This window comes from Ferrovum myxofaciens (assembly GCF_000735045.1).
GTDB lineage: Bacteria > Pseudomonadota > Gammaproteobacteria > Burkholderiales > Ferrovaceae > Ferrovum > Ferrovum myxofaciens.
On the sequence record NZ_JPOQ01000008.1, the window covers coordinates 1 to 19,975 of the forward strand.

Genomic DNA, 19,975 nt, shown 5'->3' on the forward strand with positions numbered 1-19,975 from the left:
GGCATCATCAAACAATATATCGAGCAACAGCAAACGCCACTATAGGAAACGAAGATGGATGCCTTCGGCATCCGCGCTATTCATCCCCGCCCTGAACGACGGGGCTTTTCGCGCAGTCCGGTAATTGCCATACCGAATGGCAGGCGATACATTTTGTCAATGTGTTCGATTCCATCTTCAGAATTTCTGCGGTTGGCGTTCCGGCAGCGGCGGCTTTGGCTATGTCGTCCATATCTTGGTGAACGCTCATTCCAAGCGTTTTGAAGTCCAGCGGAAGTTTTGCAATGAGTGCCGGATTTGCATCAGCGGCCACTCCCATGCCCGCCGCACTGGCGGCCTTGATGACGGCCTGCATATCGCCTCGATTCGCCCCTTCCATAATCCCTTGGGTGGCAACCAACATTCCACGCATTTCCGACAAAACAAACTCACGCTCACTGGCTTTCATAACTATCGCAGTTCGACGGTCCGTCCCTGCCGTGGTATTACCCTGGATAAAAAACCATGCAAACGTCGCGACGGTAGCAATCCAGAGCAACAGAGAAATCAGGCCAAACTTACAGGATCTCATTTAATTCCACAGAGACTGATGAAAAGTGCAAGCGACATCTGCCAACGATACGTGACAACCAGAGGGGCATTGGGCATTGAGTAACGCAGCCCCCCGAACTTCCCTGCCTCAGTATCCCGCCCCTGCGTGTACATCAGGTAATTCGGCATCTGTAATGAACATCCAGATCATGCGGGCAATGCTTTCTGTGGCAATGACCGTGTGCCGATTGGTGGATTTCGATAACTTGTCTCTCAATTCCTGCCGTACAGCAGACATGCCGGTCAAATCGAAAATGATGTCCACATTACCACTTTTCCCGATCAAGCCATCCACATCCAAAATTTCAATCCCTTGCGCCAGGGCCAAGCGACTGCCCGGTGTGTCACTTTTTTCCGCGACAGCAACAATTTTCAACCCTTTGTTGGCCTTGCCGAGCAAAGCCTCCAGAAAAACAGACCCGACCCGTCCCAATCCTACGATAGCAATCGTTTGCTTTTTCATATTGAGGTTATCCCTTGTAGTTGATTCTTCTTGTATGCTGTCGAACGATTCTTTCCCCGCCCTACATTGGCCCCCACCCTGCTGCCCGATCCTCAACAAAAACCCGCAACCGCATGAACGAATTCAGGATCGCTCGGCAACCTAGATACCGGGCCTCGTTTGGGCGACAGGAAAAATAATACCACGCCCTCGACCGCAGCGTTATTGTATGTCGCGGAATGGAAATGGAGTTTGATCAACGACAATTTAATTGACATCCTCCCCGGCATAAATACCAAAGATCCCTATGGCGCTCGGGCGCGGCATTGAACTACCACTGAGTCACTTAAGTGCGATAACGAACGGAAGGCAACTATATGAACAGAGTATAAGTAAAAGTCTCTGCTGACAAAATTCGGGATGAACTCAGGAATGCCATGAACGATATCCATTCAAAATTCGGATGGCATCAGAATTTAAGGTAATGAATATGACACTATGGATAGGTATAGGCGTTGCGATTTTTCTGGTGCTGTACGTGCTTGTCATGCGACTTTTTTTCCATGAAAGCCGCATCCTGGAGAAACACATCAATTACAAGAAGATCCGCCACTGGGAAGACAAGGAATCCGAAGGTCACGGAGATCTATAGATCGCGAACCTTGCAACATTTCCTGTGCTAAAGTGTCCAATCCACCCTTTCTCTTCAGCCCGAAAGGACACTTCATGAAGAAAGCATTGCAGGTTTCACTGATCATCCTCCCGATGGCTGGTGGTGCCTTTGCCGGGTATCTCTACTGGAAAAATTCAGCGGACAAACAAGCCCGTCTTCAACGACAGGTTACTTCCCTGCCGGTTGCTGGCCCGGTGATTACCCCGCAACCGCCCCCTGTTCCAGCGTCGGCAAAAATCATCGGGCCACCAACTCCAGAGATCCCTGCCCTTCCCTCTCTGGACAAAAGTGATTCCTTCATGCTCGACAGTATTTCGCACTTAACCAAAAACAGGTCATTGATGCACCTCTTCAATGATGAAAATCTGGTCACCCACCTTGTCTCCACCCTTGACAATCTCCTGCGTCAGAGCATTCCGTTGAACGGACTGCCCGTGGATGCACCCAATGGCAGTTTCCGGGTAAGAAACCAGGCGGGGGTATTGAGCATCGATCCCGCCAACTCAGCGCGATATGCCCCATACATGCGCATCGTCGATGCCGTGGATGCCAAGGCGGTAGTCCGGTTATATCTTGAGGTATATCCCTTATTTCAGGAGGCCTACGAACAGTTGGGCCATCCCAAACAATATTTCAACGACCGTCTGCTGGCGGTTCTCGATGACCTGATCAAGGCCCCGGAAATTTCACCGCCAGTACAACTGGTTCAGCCACACGTGCTGTACCAGTTTTCTGACGATAATCTGGAAAACAGATCAGCCGGACAAAAAATGATGATCCGACTGGGGTTATCCAACGAACGAAAACTCAAAGAAAAACTGGAAACCATTCGTTCAGAACTGAAGCAGCACCTTCGATAGGGTGAAACCACTACCGAGCCAGTCTCCATCACTCCCTCTCCCACGGCTCCCGTATTACGGCCATGAACCCCATCCACAGGGGGGAACAATGCCTAGGGTGCAGGTTGCAGACTTCCGCAATCTGAGCCCAGCCACTTGGCGCTGGATTCCATGGTCACGGCAAATTCCTTGCCCTGCTCCTGGTGAGTAATCTCAACCCTCGTGGTATAAGCCTCACTGTTCCGGAACACGACTTCACCCTCACCGACAGTTGGTGGGCTACCACAGTTGAAATGAAGCCGGTATTTGTCTCCAGACTGGCTGGTAATGGAACTTTCACAGCCATTCTTCTGAGGCAATCGGTTACGTTCGATCATATCCCGGGTTGTGCAGACGCGTATACCGCCGTTGGCCCCCATGGACACCCCTTGTTTTTGCATCAAGGCTTCCATTTGACTGCGCATTTGAGGCGACATAGCCTGCACGACCTGGCTCATGTCGAGCATAGGACCAGCACCATTCTGTGAGGGCAGTTGCACCGTAGGTTGAATTTCCCATAGCCCAGGTTTCATGGGCAGTTCGGCCCACGCAGAAACATTGGCGATTCCACCTGCCGCAATCAAAACCGCGGTACCCACAGATCTAAATTGTCGCATGGTGTAACCTCCTTACTGGAGAAGTGAAGTGTGGAGTAGTTTCCATTTTGATCGGATGCAATGCATAGGACTATAGTTTTTAGAACAAAATGAAAACATATAGCAAATGGTAACTGGGGATGGTCTAACCTGATTGGGCAAGGTGTGTTCGCGGAATTAGAGAGTGTACCGAGGTGAACCTCACGAAACAGACCAAAGCGCGAATCAAAAAATCTTTTATTTTCATAAAATTACTGGTGGGCCGTGAAGGATTCGAACCTTCGACCAACGGATTAAGAGTCCGCTGCTCTACCAACTGAGCTAACGACCCACGCCATGAAGCGGGAATTATAGCAGAATTCCCCGCCACAAAATCAAACGACTATTCGCCCCCTCCCTTCCATGCCAACCTTGAATCCTATGAGGGAAGATACAAGGTTGTAACAAAAATATTCATCCGTTCAAACAGTTGCGCATAAAAATCTGCCTCTACCATATTTTTTATTATTTTTATTTGATCTTAATCAAATTTATGGTTAAAATCAGTCATCCCAACATAAAGATTGGTGGGATAGAACAGTATCGCATTCAGATAAAAATTTCAGGAGATTGCGCCATGGGTAATATCGTGATGTATGAAATCATTGGAATCGTGGGAATTGCCTTGTTTTGTTTCATTGCTGACAACGCCAACTGGCAGCGCAAGAAGTAACAATCATGCCTCTCCCGGCGATGCACCCATACCCCCCCGCAAGGTGATGCATCGCTGGTTTTACTGATCAGGCACCCAAGCCACGGATAGGCTTACTGTCCATTATCATTACGATTTTTCAATTCTTCTTCGAATTCCTCTACGGGAACCGGTTTACCAAACAGGTACCCTTGGTAGACAACGCAACCATGTTGCTCGAGGAATGCACGCTGTTCTTCCGTCTCCACCCCCTCTGCAATGACCTCCATTCCCAGATTATTAGCCATGCCGATGATGGTCTGTACAATGATCGAATCACTGTGTTTCACACCAATGTTGCGCACGAAGGACTGATCGATTTTCAATTGATCAAGGGGTAACTGTGTCAGGTAAGACAACGATGAGTAGCCAGTGCCGAAGTCATCCATGGAGAAACGCACCCCATTCTGTCTGAGTGCGTGCATCTTGACGATGGTATCACTGATGTTGTCCAGAACCAGACTTTCCGTAAGTTCGAATTTGATTTGATTGGGGTTGAGCACATGTCTCTGAAACGTCTGGCGTACTTGCTCCACGAAATCGGGTTGATGAAATTGTGGTGCGCTGACATTGATGGCAAGCCGCAGGTTACAGGCAAGCGGGTCGGCTTCCCATGTCTTGAGTTGGGCACAAGCCATTTCCAGCACCCATCGCCCGATGGGCAGAATCAGACCCGTTTCTTCAGCCAACGGGATAAACTGCAGGGGTGAAACCAGTCCGCGTTGTGGATGCATCCAGCGTATCAACACCTCTGCCCCGAGAATATGACCGGTGTGACCAACCTGCATTTGGTAATGCAGTCTGAACTGGTTCTCTCCCAGGGCACCACGCAAGTCAGTTTCCAACGCCGCGCGGGTTTCCAGTACCACCTGCATGGCAGGGTCATAGAAACGCAGGCTATTGCGTCCGGCATTCTTCGCCTGATACATGGCGGTGTCCGCACGTTTGAGCAATTCGTCCACCATGACCGCCTGATTGCAAAACAGGGTGATTCCAATGCTGGCAGAACTTTGATATTCATAATTCGCCAGCAGATGAGGCCGACCGATGGCAGCAAGTATTTTGTCGCAAATGACTTCCGTTTGGGCAGCCGCTTGTAAAGGCTCTTCACTCAACTCCTGCAGGATGACAATGAATTCATCGCCACCTAACCTCGCCACAGTATCCCCTTCACGTACACAGGCTTGCAACCGACTGGCCACCTCGATGAGCAATAGATCGCCGATATTATGCCCCCTGGTATCGTTAAGAATCTTGAAGTTATCAAGATCGATGAACAGGAGAGCGGCATGGTAGTGATGACGGGCGCTGGCGGCAAAAGTATGTTGCAGACGCTCGACCAGCAGGCGTCGATTGGGCAGACTGGTCAGTGGATCATAAAAAGCCAAAGAGTGGATTGTGGCTTCGCTTTTTTTGAATTTGGAAAGATCCGAATAGGAACTGACATAGTTCGTGACTTTTCCCTCGGTATTAGTAACGGCGGTAATGGTGAGCCAGTCCGGATAGATTTCTCCATTTTTGCGCCGGTTCCAGATTTCGCCATGCCAGTAGTGATCTCGGGTCAGAACTTCCCACATTTGTTGATAGAATTCGGGACTCTGCCTCCCAGACTTCATCAGGGCGGGCGTCTTGCCGATGATTTCCTCAGCACTGTACCCGGTCTGGCGCGTAAAAGATTTATTGATACGCAGGATGACTTTGTCGGCATCGGTGATGAGAATTCCTTCCTGTGATTCGAAAGCGATGGCGGCAATGCGCAGTTCCTGCTCCGCCTGCTTGCGTGCAATCTCGTTAGTAAAATTGCTCAGTGCAAAACTAATATCGACGGCCATTTCCACCAGCAGGTCGCACGCAGCTTCGTCGAACGCATTGGTTTCGCCTGCATACAAGGTAAAAGCACCGATAATGATGCCATTCCGGTGCAGCGGCAGCGACGCCGAGGCAGCCCAACCACCGCGTGCTGCGCGTTCTTGCCATGGAGCGGTGAGCGGATCATTCATGAAATCCTGGCTCCAGAAGGGACGGTTTTCGCGCAGGGCGATCCCGATTGGACCATGGCCGAAGGGGCTCTCAGCATCTGCCGAGATTTCGATATTTTTCAGTTCCTCGATACCCCCACCAAAACTGCAAGCCGGCAGTACCCTGTGCGTCTCAGCATTGATGAGCCCGATCCACGCCATCTTCATCCTTCCAAACCGCACCGCAGCACAACAGATTTTCAGAAACAACTCTTCCTCATTGGTACAGTGCACGATAGCCTTATTACTTTGGCTCAGCGCATTATAAAGATGGGTACGCCGCTGGATTTCCGCTTCGGCGGACTTACGCTTGGTAATATCGCGAATGTTGCACTGAATGACCTGGATACCGTCACACTCGTAGGTGTTACTCACGAATTCAACCTGGACTCGTGCTCCTGATTTTGTTTTGAGCGGAAGATCTTCGTACCGGGCGTATCCCTTTGTCTGCAGTTCCGCAAACATTTCCTTGCTCTCGCATCTGTCAGAAAACGGGCCCACTTCCCATAGTTTTTTCCCCAGAAACTCCGCATGCGTGTAACCAAGCATATTGATCAAATAGGGATTGACATCTTCGATCTGGGCTGTGTCGACGTTAAGAAGCAGGATCCCATCCTGAGCGGTTTCAAACAATCGACGGTAACTGCTTTCGGAAGCTCGTAGCGCCTTAAATTCCGGTGCTGTTAACAGCAGAGAAGTTGGCATTTGCTTATCCATAAATGTTCAAATATTTTATTGAAGGATACCGGGAATCCTGAAATAAAATATGGAAATCGTCTGGACGGTATCGCACATAATAGAACCTGATTATGCCTCTATCTCAGGCCGCACTGGATAACTGTACGGATATACAATATATCAACCTCCTGCAATAACCATTTGAATGGAATCGAAACGTCAACTGGATGTGCTGGACAGGCAACTGGACGGAAATCGTCTTGTCTCGGGCAATGAATACACGATTGCCGACGTGCTCAGTAAACACGTTCATGTACAGATTTCCTGACACAAACGAAAATACCGTGAGATTTTCAGGTGAGGCCGGGCAAACCTAAATGAAAGTTGCCGCCAGACCTTACAACATGAGGGAGGATTACATGTCGTCGTCGCATTAGTGTTTCGCGAATGACTGCCAAGTTGCGCCTGAATTATTTTCTCGCCAGAGGATTTGGTGTGGGTTCCGCAATCTTGGTTAATGTATTTCGATCCGTGTGATGAAAGGGGTCTGCCTTACCCTTTATCATGAGCACTGTGTCTTCATCATAAGACCAGGTTCCATCGGGATTGATTGTGACCTTGATCCGAAATTCGATCGTCTTGAACGCATAGTCAAGGAATGGTGCCGAACGGATACCAAAGTTTCCGGAGTCATGAGTAGCTATTAACTCAAACTCTCTCGCGTCAGCACCCGCTACTCCCACAGCCATGACGACCTGGCCACGCGGAATTGTCAGGGTGTGGATCACTGTATTTGTGGAAGGCTCCCATAGCCAGTATCCGACTTGGTCATGATATGTCTTAACCTGGTCTGGCTTAACCACATGAGTATGATAACGTAGGCCATATAACAACTGTGGTCCATTGGTCTGTGGGTCTATCGGTTGAAGTTCAATATGCTCGACAAAAGCCTGTTTCTTTGGCCCCTCAACTTTCGGCTTAACGTCCAGGCCGCGAGTACCTTGCCAAATACCCGCCATACCTCGAAGGGGACCAAGATTTTTCAGAGTATCAACATCCACATTTGATGGCTCAGTATAAATGTCTTCTGGAAATTCAGTCATAAGCGTATTCTCCAAGGTTTTCCTTACTGTCAGGATTACCGACAAAAGTTTTGCTTGTCGCCAATAGATGTCGGTAGTTTTTCGCGATACAAACCTAAATAAATCAATAAGTTAAGCAACTTTCCCGACAGTCGACAAAAGTTTCCGAAAGGCCTAAAATTATTCCCACTCTATCGTCAACGAGCGAATAAACCCATTGCGATACAATAGCTTGGTAAAGTCTCCGATTCCAATGCCATGAAAAGTGCCACGTTCAGTCACTTTCATACGACACTCAACTCCCTGGACAACTCGGGATGCTTGATTATCAACCGAAGCAGGCACAACACCCCCCCTGGAGGCGCGAACCGTCCTTGCTCCCAATCGCGCAATGTCGCCACTGGGGTTTCGATACGCTCGGCAAACGCGGCCTGTGTCAGGCCAGATTTCTCTCGGGCCTGACGCACAAGAATCTGCTCAGGCATTGTGACACGCCCAAGCCCTGCCTTCGCCTCTGCGAGTGCTTGCCGCAGATCGGGAAGAACCTCACCGGCATCGGCCTCAATAGCCGTTGCCACTTTCTCAACGTCGATTTCCTTAATGCCCATGTCACACCACCTTTTTGATTTCGACTGGAAGCATGTTGGCGCGTTCGGCCTTGGCATACGCTGCCACCAACAGCACCACTTCCTGCTCGGCCAAGTTGAAGTAGATCACCCGCGCACCACTTGATTTGCCAGATCCGGCACGGCTCCAACGAACCTTGCGCGCTCCATCCGCACCGGGAATCACGTCCCCTGCCAGCGGATTCTCTGCAATCCAGTCGATGAAGGACAGTCGCCCTTCTTCTGACCACAACTTCTCGGCCTGCTTCTGGAAAGTCGGGGTTTCGATCACGGTGCGCATGAGAGCGATTATACGGGATTCCCGCAGTGCAATGCAATCTTTCTCTTCTCATACGACGAATACTCGCGCGCAGATTCGATACCATGCGCCACTACCATCCCGCTTCATGGCATCGATCCGACATCGCCTCAACGGCTTCACATGTGCCATGAAAAATGCCATTAATGACGTGTGGCGGTCATCAATGGCATTTAATTTTTTCAATACAGTCAATGCGCTACAGAATTTTCTCACTCCCACTCAATTGTTTCCAAGGCCTGCAAACCCGCATGAATACAGGCTTTCTCTGTATGGGACATCTAATTTACCGTCATATTTACCGTCAAAAAACAAACGCTTTGACTGGCGCGGGAGATGCACTCGGCTTGTGCGGCGACTACTCTTCCACATCAATCATCAACTATCGAGGGGGCTCTGGAAGCCCATCGGAGTCATTGCATCCTACGTTTTTCCACTCAAGGACAAGTATAAAGCAACGATTTCTCATTACCAAACGCTATACATCGAGCGTATTCCAACCCATGAAACCCAAGGTCAAAGGTATGCCTGCGCCAACAACTCTCTTCTTGGCGCGGCCCATGGCGACTTTCATGATTGAATTTTTACTGTTACATTTTACGCTGAATTCGTCTCCCAGGGGGAAACAAGCTTGCCGCTAGATATCCTTAGTGTTATATTTACTGCGCATTACGTTTCCTTTAGGGGCGCAAATTGAGCGTAAAATATCAGTTGCAAACAAAGACGCTAGGCCCACGGGCAGCGCAGCTCTTCACTGAGTTGAATGAACTGCGCCGGTCGACGTTCACGCTGGCGGATGTCGGCTCGATCACAGGCTTGACGGCTGCTGCTGCCCGCAATCTCGTGCACAAGGCTCAGCAGCGAGGCTTGATCACGCGACTGAAGCCTGGCCTGTACAACCTCGTGCCATTCGAACTCGGCCGGGCCACTGAGCACATCGACAGCCCGTACATGATCGCGCGTGAACTCGCCGGTACGGCGTCCTACTTCCTGTCGCACGGCACCGCACTTGAGTTGCATCGCATGGTGACGCAGCCGAATTTCACCGTGTATGTGTCATGTACGCGGCGCGTGCGTCCGCAGACGGTGGGCGGCTATGACTTTCGGTTTGTCCACATTACGGCGGAGCAAGAATTCGGGGTCATGAAGCACTGGATCGACAAGGAGCGCTTCGTGATGATCAGCGACATGGAGCGCACCATCATCGATGGTCTCCGACACCCGGCATTTGCCGGTGGTATCACCGAAGTCGCCAAGGGCTTGTGGATGAAGCGGGACGTACTGAAAGTCGAACGACTGGTGGACTATGCACGACGTCTCGGAGTCGGTGCCGTCGTGCGCCGCCTCGGCTACCTGCTGGAACACTATGGTCTGGCCGATGCTTCGGTGCTGGAATCGCTGCGTGGCATGCTGACGGCAACTTACCAGCGCCTCGATCCACTGCTCCCCGCCGAGGGAACATTCCTCTCACGTTGGCGGCTCCAACTCAACGTAACTCCCGAAGAACTGGATGCCGTGAGGCTTGGCTGATGATTCCCCAACGCAACATTTCCATGATCTCGAACACGCTAGTGACCGCTGGCGGGCGGCGCATCCCCGAGGCCGTCATCGAACGCGACTACGTGCTGGCCTGGTTCCTGACCGGTTTGGCCGGCCATCCGTTACGCGAGATGCTGGCCTTCAAAGGTGGCACGGCCCTGCGGCGCTGCTGGTTTGAGGACTATCGGTTTTCGGAAGACCTGGATTTCACCTTGACCCGTCCGATCACCCTCGAAGATATCCTGGCGGGGTTGAACGAAATCTTCGCGACCGTCGAAGCCGACTCGGGCCTGCGGATCGCGTTCGATCGCGAAGACCGCCACGGCCACCAGAACAGTCACACGTTTTATCTGCGCTACCAGGGGCCGCTGCCCGCCGCGAACGACGTGAAGATTGATATCACGATCAACGAAGTCCTGTGCTTCCCGCTGCAAGATCGCCCGATTCATCGCACCTACGACAGCTTTGACGACTTGCCCGAAGGGCCGACCGTGAAGGTCTACGCCATCGAGGAGATCGTGGTCGAAAAGCTGCTGGCCTTGAGCGATCGGGCGCGCAACGAGCCGCGTGACTTGTATGACCTCTGGTATCTGTTCGGCTCCACCAACTTGCGCGTTGCGGAGATGCGTGCCGAACTCGATACCAAGTTGGCATTGCGGCAGCGCGTCGTTGCAGGCATGGAGCAGGCAATCGCCGCCAAGGAAGATCGTCTGCGGCGGCTCTGGGCCGCTCGTCTCGCGCACCAGATGGACCATCTTCCGCCGTTCGATGATGTCTTTCGGGAAGTGCTGCGTGCGGTTCGCGCTGCCGATTTGCCGAAGCCGGAAGCCTGATCAGTTGCTGGCGCAGCAAAGGAAGTCGACAATTGTTTGTTTCGGTATTCAACGAAACAGCATCAATCTTTACTGTGCAGTAAAGATAAACCGTAGCGCCATCACGCCGTATAGAGTCCGCGAGTTCCAAAGCACCTTTTGTTTTACCGTTCGAGTCCACACGGATATGACGGTAAATGCAGACGCCTATATTTCGAAGAAGAATTTACCGGCATATTTACCGTCAAATCTTCGCGCTGCATGCGCGAGTCGCCGATACGGCGAAAAGCGCAAAGCCTTTCGAGATCAATCGCTTGTCGTTTCAAACCTGAATCGTTGACGATGTACCTGTAGGCATCGCAGAAATTCATTAAGTCTTTGGCAATTCAGGGAAAACTCTAGAATACATGCAACCCCCTCACTCCCACTCTATGGTCGCGGGAGGTTTACCGGAAACATCATAAACTACGCGGTTGATCCCGCGCACTTCATTGATGATTCTATTGGACACTTTTCCCAGCAGGTCGTATGGGAGTTCGGCCCAATGCGCTGTCATAAAGTCACTGGTGACCACAGCACGCAAAGCCACTACATGTTCATAGGTTCGTCCATCGCCCATGACACCTACAGAACGCACGGGCAAAAATACCACGAAAGCTTGAGAAACTTGGTCATACCAACCCGAAGAACGCAATTCTTCAATAAAAATAGCATCGGCACGCTGCAGTAAATCAACAAAATGAGGCGACACTTCGCCCAATACGCGCACACCCATACCCGGTCCCGGAAAAGGGTGGCGATGGACCATTTCAGAGGGAAGCCCCAACTCTACTCCCAAGGCGCGTACTTCATCCTTGAACAGGTCGCGCAAGGGCTCAAGTAATTTCAGGTGGAGTGTTTCAGGAAGCCCTCCCACATTATGGTGGGATTTAATATTCTGGGCTTTACCATTTTTGGAGCCGGCAGATTCGATGACATCCGGATAAATGGTTCCTTGAGCCAACCACTTGGCCTGCGGTAAGCATCCTGCTTCACGCTGAAACACCTCGACGAATTCACGACCAATGATTTTTCGTTTCTGTTCCGGGTCTGTGACACCGGCCAGATGTCCCATGAAGGTTTCCCTGGCGTCTACATGAATCACTTTGAGGCCAAGGTGCTGACCAAAGGTCGCCATGACTTCCTCGGCTTCTCTGTAGCGTAACAAACCGTGATCCACGAAAACACAGGTCAACTGGGAACCAATGGCTTTATGGATGAGAACCGCCGCCACCGACGAATCCACTCCGCCGGAAAGTCCGAGAATCACGTCATCCGTTCCCACTTGAGCACGGATCGCCTGCACGGCTTGCGTGATAAAATGGGGCATGGTCCAATCCCCACCAAGACCGCAAATGTCCCTCACAAAACGGGTCAAAAGCGCCTTTCCCTGCACGGTATGGGTAACTTCCGGATGAAACTGAACCCCGTAGAAATGGCGGGTCTCATCGGTCATGGCCGCAATCGGAGTCACTGTATTCGCTGCACTGATAAAAAATCCTGAAGGTAGCGAGGTTACTTTATCGCCATGACTCATCCATACTGATAATAGGGATTCTCCGCGCGGACCTTTCTGATCACACAACTCGCCAAACAAAGAGGATTCGCCCAAGGTCTGGACGGTGGCATGCCCAAATTCCCGCACGGTAGCATTTTCCACCTGACCACCCAACTGGGCAGCCATGGTCTGCATGCCATAACAAATCCCCAGAACGGGCACTCCCAACTCAAACACGGACTGTGGGGCACGCGGCGCTTCATGCCCCGCGGTCACCGAAGCCGGCCCTCCGGACAAGATCACTCCCTGCGGTGCAAATTCCCGCACAAACTGATCGGTGACATCCCACGGATGTAATTCACAATAGACCCCTGCCTCCCGAACACGCCGCGCAATCAACTGGACGTACTGAGCACCAAAGTCAAGAATTAGAATTTTCTGGCGGGACATAACTCAATCTATATGGTAATTGGGTGCTTCTTTGGTGATGTGGACGTCATGAACATGGGACTCACGCATTCCGGCATAGGATATTTCCACAAACTCTGCGCGTTGATGAACTTCGTCAATGGTATGACAGCCCAGATAGCCCATGCTGGCCCGTACGCCTCCCATCAACTGATGAATCACCACCGAGACTGGCCCCTTGTAGGGAACGCGCCCTTCAACGCCTTCGGGAACCAACTTGTCAGCGTTGATCTCTTCTTCCTGAAAATACCGATCACTGGACCCCTGCTGCATCGCTCCCAAAGACCCCATACCTCGATAAGATTTGTAGGAACGCCCCTGAAACAATTCGGTTTCGCCTGGTGCCTCTTCAGTGCCCGCAAACAGTCCTCCAATCATCACTGTATTTGCCCCGGCAGCCAGGGCCTTGGCCACATCTCCTGAAAAACGGATGCCGCCATCGGCAATACAGGGTACCCCCGTTCCTTCCAAAGCAGTCGCCACGTTATGAACTGCTGTAATCTGAGGAATGCCGACTCCCGCAACGATACGAGTAGTACAAATAGAACCTGGGCCTATCCCCACCTTGACGCCGTCGGCACCATGATCCACAAGTGCCAGGGCCGCTGCAGCGGTGGCAACATTGCCGCCAATCACTTCCATATGGGGATAATGGCGCTTGATCCAACGGACCCGATCCAGGACCCCCTGGCTATGCCCATGGGCCGTATCTACGACCAACACATCAACCCCTGCCTCGATCAGAGCCGCAACCCGCTCTTCTGTACCTTCCCCTACGCCAACGGCAGCCCCAACTCTCAAACGTCCAGCGGAATCCTTGGCTGCCAGGGGATGCTCGCTGGATTTGAGAATATCTTTCACGGTAATCAAACCGCGCAATTCGAATTGATCATTAACGACCAACACTCGTTCCAATCGATGTTGATGCATCAATTTCATGGCTTCGTCACGCGTTGCACCTTCGCGCACCGTCACCAAACGCTCTCGCGGCGTCATCACCGCGCTCACCGGTTGATCCAGGCGGCTTTCGAAACGCAGGTCCCGATTGGTCACAATACCCACTACCCGTCCATTTTCCACCACTGGCAAACCCGAAATACGATGCTGGCGAGTGCGTTGAACCACCTCCCTTACCGGCATGTCCGGAGTGATGGTGATTGGATCTCGCACCACTCCGGATTCGAAACGTTTGACCTTGGCCACTTCGGCAGCCTGCTGCTCAATGGAAAGATTTTTGTGAAGAATCCCGATTCCTCCTTCTTGAGCCAGAGCAATGGCCAGACGCGCTTCGGTGACTGTATCCATGGCGGAGGACAAGAGAGGGATATTCAGGGTGATTCCACGGGACAACTGCGTCGTTAAGGTGACTTCCCGCGGCAATACCTGTGAATGGGCCGGTACGAGTAAAACATCATCAAAAGTCAGTGCTTTTTCAACCACGCGCATGACCTGCCTCCCGTGCAAAAGCGCATTATACGCCAGTCCTCTATTCTTCTGGCGTCTACCCCTGCAGCAAAACCAGATTATCCCGATGAATCAATTCGGGTTCATCCACATAACCCAGCACGTTTTCAATGCTCTCTGTCGGCTGCCCCAGAATTTTGGTGGTTTCCCGAGCAGAATAATTCACCAACCCCCGAGCGACTTCCTTGCCTTCCTTGTCCAGGCAACTGACCAACTCTCCGCGTTCAAACGCTCCTTGCAAACCTGTCACTCCCACGGGCAGCAAACTTTTTTGTTCCTGGCATAGAGCCGTAACTGCCCCCTCATCCAGCATCAAACTGCCCCGCACCGGCAAGGCATCACCCAACCATTGCTTGCGTGCCGTCAAAGCAGGAAGGCTGGCCAGCAATTGGGTACCAATACTCTCTCCACTTGCCAATCGATTCAAAACGTTGGGTTCTCTTCCCCAAACGATGGCCGTATGTGCACCACTGCGTGCTGCCCGTTTGGCGGCCAAAACTTTCGTGAGCATTCCACCACGCCCCAGAATTGAACCCGCACCACCCGCCATGGTTTCGAGGTTCGGATCTCCTGCCTTTGCTTCGCCAATCAAGGTTGCGTTGGGATTCTTGCGCGGATCAGCCGTAAAAAGTCCGGCTTGATCCGTGAGGATTACCAATCCATCGGCTTCGATCAATTGGGTCACCAACGAACCCAAAGTGTCATTGTCCCCCACCTTGATTTCATCCGTTGCCACGGTATCGTTTTCATTGATAATGGGAACGACCCCCCAGCCTAACAAAGTGGACAGGGTGGATCGGGCGTTCAAATAACGTTCGCGCGAAGCCAGATCGGCCCGCGTCAACAAAATCTGGGCCGTACCGACGTCATAGGACCGAAAACAAGTTTCCCACCCCTGGATCAAACCCATCTGTCCCACGGCGGCGGCGGCTTGCAGTTCATGTAAAGCCTTGGGTCGATCATTCAATCCCAGACGTCGCATCCCTTCGGCCACTGCCCCTGAAGAAACCAGCACCACAGATTTCCCTGTTTTACGCAGGAACTGGATTTGCTCCGCCCAACCTTGCATGGCTTCGTGATCCAAACCTCGCCCCTCATTGGTCAACAGACTGCTGCCAATTTTGATGACCAAACGGTGTGCTGTGCGCACAAAGGAAGTCATTTTTTGCTCTCTGAGGAATTAGATGTGTCCTGGTCCAGACCTGGCTCAGCACCCAGAACAGGGGTGTCGCTTATCAAATCATCGCGCGCAGATTCATCGATTTCCGGATTCTGTGCTTTCATTTCCTGAAGATACCCCATGATCGCAAAACACAGTTCCCGACATCCTTCTCCCGTCAGTGCCGACAATTCAAAGAACTGTCGAGGCCCTAAAGACTGCTCAAAAAGCGCCCGGACTTCAGAACGCGCCTCTTCAGAAAGCATATCCATCTTGTTGAGGAGAATCCAGCGCGGCTTGGCATGAAGCGCCCCATCATATTTGAGCAATTCATTGCTCAAGGCTTGAGCCTGTCCCACCAGATCTATTTCTTCATCGAGCGGTGCACAATCCACCAGATGCAACAATAAACGGGTGCGCGTCAGATGGCGCAAAAATTGATGCCCCAATCCGGCACCTTCCGCCGCGCCTTCGATCAAACCCGGGATATCCGCTATCACAAAACTACGCGCATCATCCACTCGAACCACCCCAAGGTGGGGTTGAAGCGTGGTGAAGGGGTAGTCAGCCACTTTAGGACGTGCCGCAGAAACCGCACGAATAAACGTTGATTTACCCGCGTTGGGATACCCCAGCAGACCTATGTCTGCCAACACCTTGAGTTCAAGTTGTAATTCTTTTTCCTCGCCGGCTTCACCCTTGGTGAACTGACGGGGAGCACGGTTGGTGCTGGACTTGAAGTGCAAATTACCAAGGCCGCCCTGTCCTCCCTGCGCCAAAATCACCTGCTGACCATGCTGCGTCAGATCTGCCACGATGGCACCTGTTTCAACTTCCCGAATCAGGGTTCCCACGGGCATGCGGAGCATCACATCCGGCGCTCCCCGCCCATTGCAATCCGAACCACGACCAGATTCACCACTTTTAGCCCGGTGGATACGCGCGAAACGATAGTCCACAAGGGTGTTGATATTACGATCAGCCACCGCAATGACACTACCCCCGCGCCCACCATCACCGCCATCGGGCCCTCCCCTGGGAACATACTTCTCGCGCCGAAAACTGGCAGAACCGTCCCCACCTTTTCCGGCATGAATTTGGATCAGTGCTTCATCAATGAATTTCATATCAATAAAAAAGCCCTATCACAACGGATAGGGCTTTATTTTCCTGTAATCGCAATGGCCGATCAAGCAACGCTGGCCAAGGGTTCAATGATGACGATCTTGTCGTTAAGCGGTCCCTTGTTGCGGAATACCACATGTCCTTCCACCTTGGCAAATAGGGTATGATCTTTCCCCATGCCAACGTTGGTCCCTGGGTGAATGCGTGTACCCCGTTGCCGCACAATGATGCTCCCTGCGCTGACAAGTTGCCCACCATAGGCCTTGACCCCCAAACGTTTCGACTCGGAATCACGTCCATTGCGGGAACTCCCGCCTGCCTTTTTATGTGCCATGTTTTAACCTCAAACTGCTGTCGTAATGGAACCGATTTGCAGTTCCGTATAATTCTGCCGATGTCCCTGATGTTTTTGGTAGTGCTTGCGGCGACGCATTTTAAAGATACGCACCTTGTCATGACGACCATGACTAACCACCGTTGCCACAACCTTTGCCCCCTCTACCAAAGGGCGCCCGACGCACAAGGTTTCACCATCTGCAACCATCAGTACCTGATCGAGACCTATCTCAGAGCCAACTTCTGCTTCAATTCGCTCTACTTTCAACTTCTCTCCGGACTGAACGCGATATTGCTTACCGCCCGTCTTGATGACCGCATACATGGGATTCACCTTGATAAATTCACAGAACATGGAATTTTAATCCCATACATCCATCCTGTCAAGCAATCGCTTTAAACCCCAAACTGGCCCCATGATTCTGCAGATTGGTTGACAACGATGTAAGAAATCCATTGAGGGTCGCTTGACCCTGTGTCGCTCCAAAAGTAGACAGCAGGTTGTGAAACTCCTGTTGCAAAGCTCCGTGAGACGGAACATTCGCAACTCCAGCTTGCCCCCCGATCACTGAGGAGGTCGACATGGAAGATGGATTCGCCGTAGAAAGCGTCTGGATCAAACCACTCAGGCGGTTTTCCAGAGAGCCTGGAGCAGAGAGGTACCCAGTCGATACCGGTCCCTGCACTGCACCGCTCGGTTTTGCGGTATTCGTTGAAACCGCATTATTTGCTCCATACAAGGATGAGAAGAGCGCCTGCACGAAGACGTTCAACGCCTGTTCCGGCGATGTCCCAGACGAATGGGAATTTGCAGAACTCGTTGCGGAGGAGGAAGATACGGCAGGGGCTCCCGACTTCGCAGAACCTGCGTCTATGACTTGATGCAAGGACTGTACCACGGAGGACATAAGCGTTCCTCCCGTAAACCCTGATACTGCTGCTCCATGACCCTCCCCTTCTCCACGACTGCCTCCGTGTTTTTTGGACAAAGCAGAAGTAAGGACGCTACCCGTAGCAAGCGTTGCTCCGATGCTACCACTCATACCGCTCAATAACGACATGACAACCTCCCACCCTAAACTCTCTCCAAGCGATGATGATAATCTCACACATCAGGTTCCGATAGCCCAAATACCAAAGGTTTTCTATGTCATTTCTTCCAACACAGGATAACGGAGATAACCGGAGGATCCCTCGCCCTCCGAAATTGTCAGAGTGGAGCGAGGAATAAAAGAAAAGGTCCTCTTTACTTGACTAAAGCCAGTTCCTTGGCGAAGCGATCCTTACCGACTGCCATCTTGGCAGATTCTTCTGCTGCTTTTTGCTTGGCTGCCTCAAGATTGACTGGTTTTCCAGCCTGGATCACGGCCACCATACCCAAGGTCTTATGGACAAAACACTCCACCAGATAAACCCCTTCCTTGTCCAGTTTGACTGTGATTTCCGAATCAGGTTGCGCCTTCCAAGGCTTTGCTCCCTCCGGTTCAAAAATGGAGTAACTGGTGTGACCTGCTTTCTGCATGGGCTTGAAAGTAACGGTGTCTCCCACCGCGACCTTGAGAAATGATGGCTCAAAGACCAGTGTTTGTCCATCGCTTCCCTGCGTCATCATCTTGACTTCATGGTCTGCAGACCAGATACTCACACTTAGGCAGGTCAACAACACTGCCAGCGGAATACTTAATTTTTTCATGGCGGTCCCCTCAGATTTATTATGAACGAATCTGTTGTCGACCGATGGGTTGCACGTCTGTCGACAACCCGCGAGGAATGACTCCTCAAACTTTGGAGTATGAAAATAACTTGAAGGTTCGCACAATCAAAAAATATATGAAGGATCCAATATTTTATGCTTGAAACGATCATAGGCCTACTTTTTCTGGGATCCATTGTTTTTGTAGCCACCACTGGAGAACGCAGAACAGACGAAAAAAACGAAAAGGACACCCCGAAAACGGACGAGAAAGATACTCCGAAAGAAGTTCCCCAAGAAACAACGAACAAATCTTCAGAGACCAAGCAAGAAACAGCAAAACCCGATACCACGTCATCAGGGTTAGAAGCGCCTCCCTGAGCCGTCCGGATATTTTGGGATAATGAATACTGACAAAAGAAATGAAACGATGCTGGATGAAGAAAGTTAACGAAGAAAATGCAGGCAAGATCCCGGTTAAACCTCACACAAGGAGTTTCCCGATGAGCAAGGATGAGATAAGAGCGTTATTGTTGGAAGATATCAATAGTTTTCGCCTAAAAGCGAAGTTTTATGAGTCAATTCGATTATCCGAGGCGGCAGACTATGCCAAAGATCTGGCCTCAAATATCGAATTGGCACTCACAACGATGCCTTCGGATAGTGATTCTGAAATTTACTGAGACACCGGACGGGGTGACCACTGAAGGGGTAATAAACTTTTATGAGTCACCCTTTTGAATGCAATCACTGCGGTAACCCCCGAAATCTGTTCTCGACTCCATGCCGGTTTTGCGGTGACACAAATCCACCCCATCCTCATACCGATTACTGGAAGATAAACCTGGAATACGGCTCTCCAAAAGCGGAGGATGCCTTGGTCATTCTGGATCAATCCATTCATGCGTCCATCTGCGTCGGCCTCAAAGCCCTCGTAGTAATCCATGGTTATGGTTCGTCAGGAATGGGAGGTCGTATCAGAAATGCTGTGCGTCATGAACTTCAGAATAACCGCTGGGCAGATTGCATACAGGAATATATCTATTGCGAGCAACTTCACAATCGCGATGCGATCAAAAACAAGATCCGCTTATCCAACCTATTGGAGGCCAGTCTCGTATCTGAAGGGATACTGAATAATTTCGGGAGTACCTTGCTGCTACTTCACCGAGAAAGACTGATAACGACTCAGTGAAAGAAAAAAGCCGCCCGAACGGATGGCTTAACTCT

The 19,975-nt window shown here is 51.3% G+C and carries 22 protein-coding genes, 1 tRNA gene and 1 pseudogene; 9 read left to right on the forward strand and 15 right to left on the reverse strand.

The window, feature by feature from the left end:
- Positions 1-76: 76 nt before the first annotated feature.
- Both IV91_RS0101205 and IV91_RS0101210 read right to left on the reverse strand, forming a co-directional pair.
- Entirely contained in the window at positions 77-448 is a 372-nt protein-coding gene (locus IV91_RS0101205; protein WP_200874297.1) for a hypothetical protein, read from the reverse strand.
- Between the two features lie 231 nt (positions 449-679).
- A complete protein-coding gene (locus IV91_RS0101210; protein ID WP_031595388.1) occupies positions 680-1,054 on the reverse strand; it encodes a Rossmann-fold NAD(P)-binding domain-containing protein in 375 nt (124 codons plus the stop codon).
- A 469-nt stretch (positions 1,055-1,523) separates the two neighbouring features.
- Between IV91_RS0101210 and IV91_RS18320 the strand changes: the two genes are divergently transcribed.
- Together IV91_RS18320 and IV91_RS0101220 are read left to right on the forward strand one after the other, a co-directional pair.
- Positions 1,524-1,685 (forward strand): hypothetical protein, encoded by a 162-nt coding sequence (locus IV91_RS18320; RefSeq protein WP_156472675.1) that lies wholly within the window; start codon positions 1,524-1,526, stop codon positions 1,683-1,685.
- A gap of 74 nt (positions 1,686-1,759) precedes the next feature.
- Positions 1,760-2,566: a DUF3014 domain-containing protein gene (locus IV91_RS0101220; RefSeq protein WP_051861812.1), complete on the forward strand. Its 807-nt coding sequence runs from the start codon at positions 1,760-1,762 to the stop codon at positions 2,564-2,566.
- A gap of 92 nt (positions 2,567-2,658) precedes the next feature.
- Here the strand turns inward: IV91_RS0101220 and IV91_RS0101225 are convergent, their stop codons facing one another.
- The 3 genes from IV91_RS0101225 to IV91_RS16590 form a co-directional block, all read right to left on the reverse strand.
- Positions 2,659-3,201, reverse strand: coding sequence for a DUF3617 domain-containing protein (locus tag IV91_RS0101225; RefSeq protein ID WP_031595391.1), 543 nt, complete (start codon positions 3,199-3,201; stop codon positions 2,659-2,661).
- A 234-nt stretch (positions 3,202-3,435) separates the two neighbouring features.
- Positions 3,436-3,511, reverse strand: a tRNA-Lys gene (locus tag IV91_RS0101230).
- 473 nt (positions 3,512-3,984) lie between these two features.
- Positions 3,985-6,633: a bifunctional diguanylate cyclase/phosphodiesterase gene (locus IV91_RS16590; RefSeq protein WP_160171508.1), complete on the reverse strand. Its 2,649-nt coding sequence runs from the start codon at positions 6,631-6,633 to the stop codon at positions 3,985-3,987.
- Positions 6,634-6,811: 178 nt separating this feature from the next.
- Between IV91_RS16590 and IV91_RS19490 the strand changes: the two are divergent.
- Positions 6,812-6,901 (forward strand): annotated as a pseudogene (locus tag IV91_RS19490) (glutathione-dependent disulfide-bond oxidoreductase); the annotation flags it as partial.
- 175 nt (positions 6,902-7,076) lie between these two features.
- Here the strand turns inward: IV91_RS19490 and IV91_RS0101250 are convergent.
- The 3 genes from IV91_RS0101250 to IV91_RS0101260 all read right to left on the reverse strand — a co-directional run bounded on the left by IV91_RS0101250 (position 7,077) and on the right by IV91_RS0101260 (position 8,594).
- Complete coding sequence (locus IV91_RS0101250; RefSeq protein WP_031595393.1) at positions 7,077-7,709, reverse strand: FABP family protein; 633 nt, start codon at positions 7,707-7,709, stop codon at positions 7,077-7,079.
- Between the two features lie 263 nt (positions 7,710-7,972).
- Entirely contained in the window at positions 7,973-8,296 is a 324-nt protein-coding gene (locus IV91_RS0101255) for a helix-turn-helix domain-containing protein (protein WP_031595394.1), read from the reverse strand.
- Between the two features lies 1 nt (position 8,297).
- Positions 8,298-8,594: a hypothetical protein gene (locus IV91_RS0101260; RefSeq protein ID WP_031595395.1), complete on the reverse strand. Its 297-nt coding sequence runs from the start codon at positions 8,592-8,594 to the stop codon at positions 8,298-8,300.
- Positions 8,595-8,700: 106 nt separating this feature from the next.
- Between IV91_RS0101260 and IV91_RS18325 the strand changes: the two genes are divergently transcribed.
- From IV91_RS18325 to IV91_RS0101270, 3 genes are all read left to right on the forward strand, one after another.
- Positions 8,701-9,192, forward strand: coding sequence for a hypothetical protein (locus tag IV91_RS18325; RefSeq protein WP_160171509.1), 492 nt, complete (start codon positions 8,701-8,703; stop codon positions 9,190-9,192).
- 113 nt (positions 9,193-9,305) lie between these two features.
- Complete coding sequence (locus tag IV91_RS0101265; RefSeq protein WP_233418370.1) at positions 9,306-10,142, forward strand: type IV toxin-antitoxin system AbiEi family antitoxin domain-containing protein; 837 nt, start codon at positions 9,306-9,308, stop codon at positions 10,140-10,142.
- A complete protein-coding gene (locus IV91_RS0101270) occupies positions 10,142-10,984 on the forward strand; it encodes a nucleotidyl transferase AbiEii/AbiGii toxin family protein (protein ID WP_031595399.1) in 843 nt (280 codons plus the stop codon). Before IV91_RS0101265 ends, IV91_RS0101270 begins: the two co-directional genes overlap by 1 nt.
- Before the next feature lie 397 nt (positions 10,985-11,381).
- On the opposite strand, the gene guaA is transcribed toward IV91_RS0101270, so the two are convergent.
- The 6 genes from guaA to rplU all read right to left on the reverse strand — a co-directional run bounded on the left by guaA (position 11,382) and on the right by rplU (position 17,377).
- On the reverse strand, positions 11,382-12,950 hold the full coding sequence (gene guaA / locus IV91_RS0101275) for a glutamine-hydrolyzing GMP synthase (RefSeq protein WP_031595400.1): 1,569 nt from the start codon (positions 12,948-12,950) through the stop codon (positions 11,382-11,384).
- Between the two features lie 3 nt (positions 12,951-12,953).
- Positions 12,954-14,414: an IMP dehydrogenase gene (gene guaB / locus IV91_RS0101280; RefSeq protein ID WP_031595403.1), complete on the reverse strand. Its 1,461-nt coding sequence runs from the start codon at positions 14,412-14,414 to the stop codon at positions 12,954-12,956.
- A 55-nt stretch (positions 14,415-14,469) separates the two neighbouring features.
- Positions 14,470-15,594 (reverse strand): glutamate 5-kinase, encoded by a 1,125-nt coding sequence (gene proB, locus IV91_RS0101285; RefSeq protein ID WP_031595405.1) that lies wholly within the window; start codon positions 15,592-15,594, stop codon positions 14,470-14,472.
- The gene (gene cgtA / locus IV91_RS0101290; protein ID WP_051861815.1) at positions 15,591-16,718 is read right to left on the reverse strand and encodes an Obg family GTPase CgtA; all 1,128 of its coding nucleotides are present in this window, start codon (positions 16,716-16,718) and stop codon (positions 15,591-15,593) included. Before cgtA ends, proB begins: the two co-directional genes overlap by 4 nt.
- Before the next feature lie 62 nt (positions 16,719-16,780).
- Positions 16,781-17,050 (reverse strand): 50S ribosomal protein L27, encoded by a 270-nt coding sequence (gene rpmA / locus IV91_RS0101295; protein ID WP_031595408.1) that lies wholly within the window; start codon positions 17,048-17,050, stop codon positions 16,781-16,783.
- A 9-nt stretch (positions 17,051-17,059) separates the two neighbouring features.
- On the reverse strand, positions 17,060-17,377 hold the full coding sequence (rplU, locus tag IV91_RS0101300; RefSeq protein WP_031595410.1) for a 50S ribosomal protein L21: 318 nt from the start codon (positions 17,375-17,377) through the stop codon (positions 17,060-17,062).
- Positions 17,378-17,634: 257 nt separating this feature from the next.
- Between rplU and IV91_RS0101305 the strand changes: the two genes are divergently transcribed.
- Positions 17,635-17,934, forward strand: a complete 300-nt coding sequence (locus IV91_RS0101305; RefSeq protein ID WP_031595412.1) for a hypothetical protein — start codon at positions 17,635-17,637, stop codon at positions 17,932-17,934.
- 364 nt (positions 17,935-18,298) lie between these two features.
- Here IV91_RS0101305 and IV91_RS0101310 read toward each other — a convergent pair whose 3' ends face one another.
- A complete protein-coding gene (locus IV91_RS0101310; RefSeq protein ID WP_031595414.1) occupies positions 18,299-18,745 on the reverse strand; it encodes a plastocyanin/azurin family copper-binding protein in 447 nt (148 codons plus the stop codon).
- 156 nt (positions 18,746-18,901) lie between these two features.
- Here IV91_RS0101310 and IV91_RS0101315 point away from each other — a divergent pair, with 156 nt between their 5' ends.
- Positions 18,902-19,126 carry a hypothetical protein gene (locus IV91_RS0101315; RefSeq protein ID WP_031595416.1) on the forward strand — a complete coding sequence of 75 codons (225 nt, stop codon included), beginning with the start codon at positions 18,902-18,904 and terminating at the stop codon, positions 19,124-19,126.
- Between the two features lie 56 nt (positions 19,127-19,182).
- Positions 19,183-19,428, forward strand: a complete 246-nt coding sequence (locus IV91_RS0101320) for a hypothetical protein (protein ID WP_031595418.1) — start codon at positions 19,183-19,185, stop codon at positions 19,426-19,428.
- Positions 19,429-19,975: the final 547 nt, after the last annotated feature.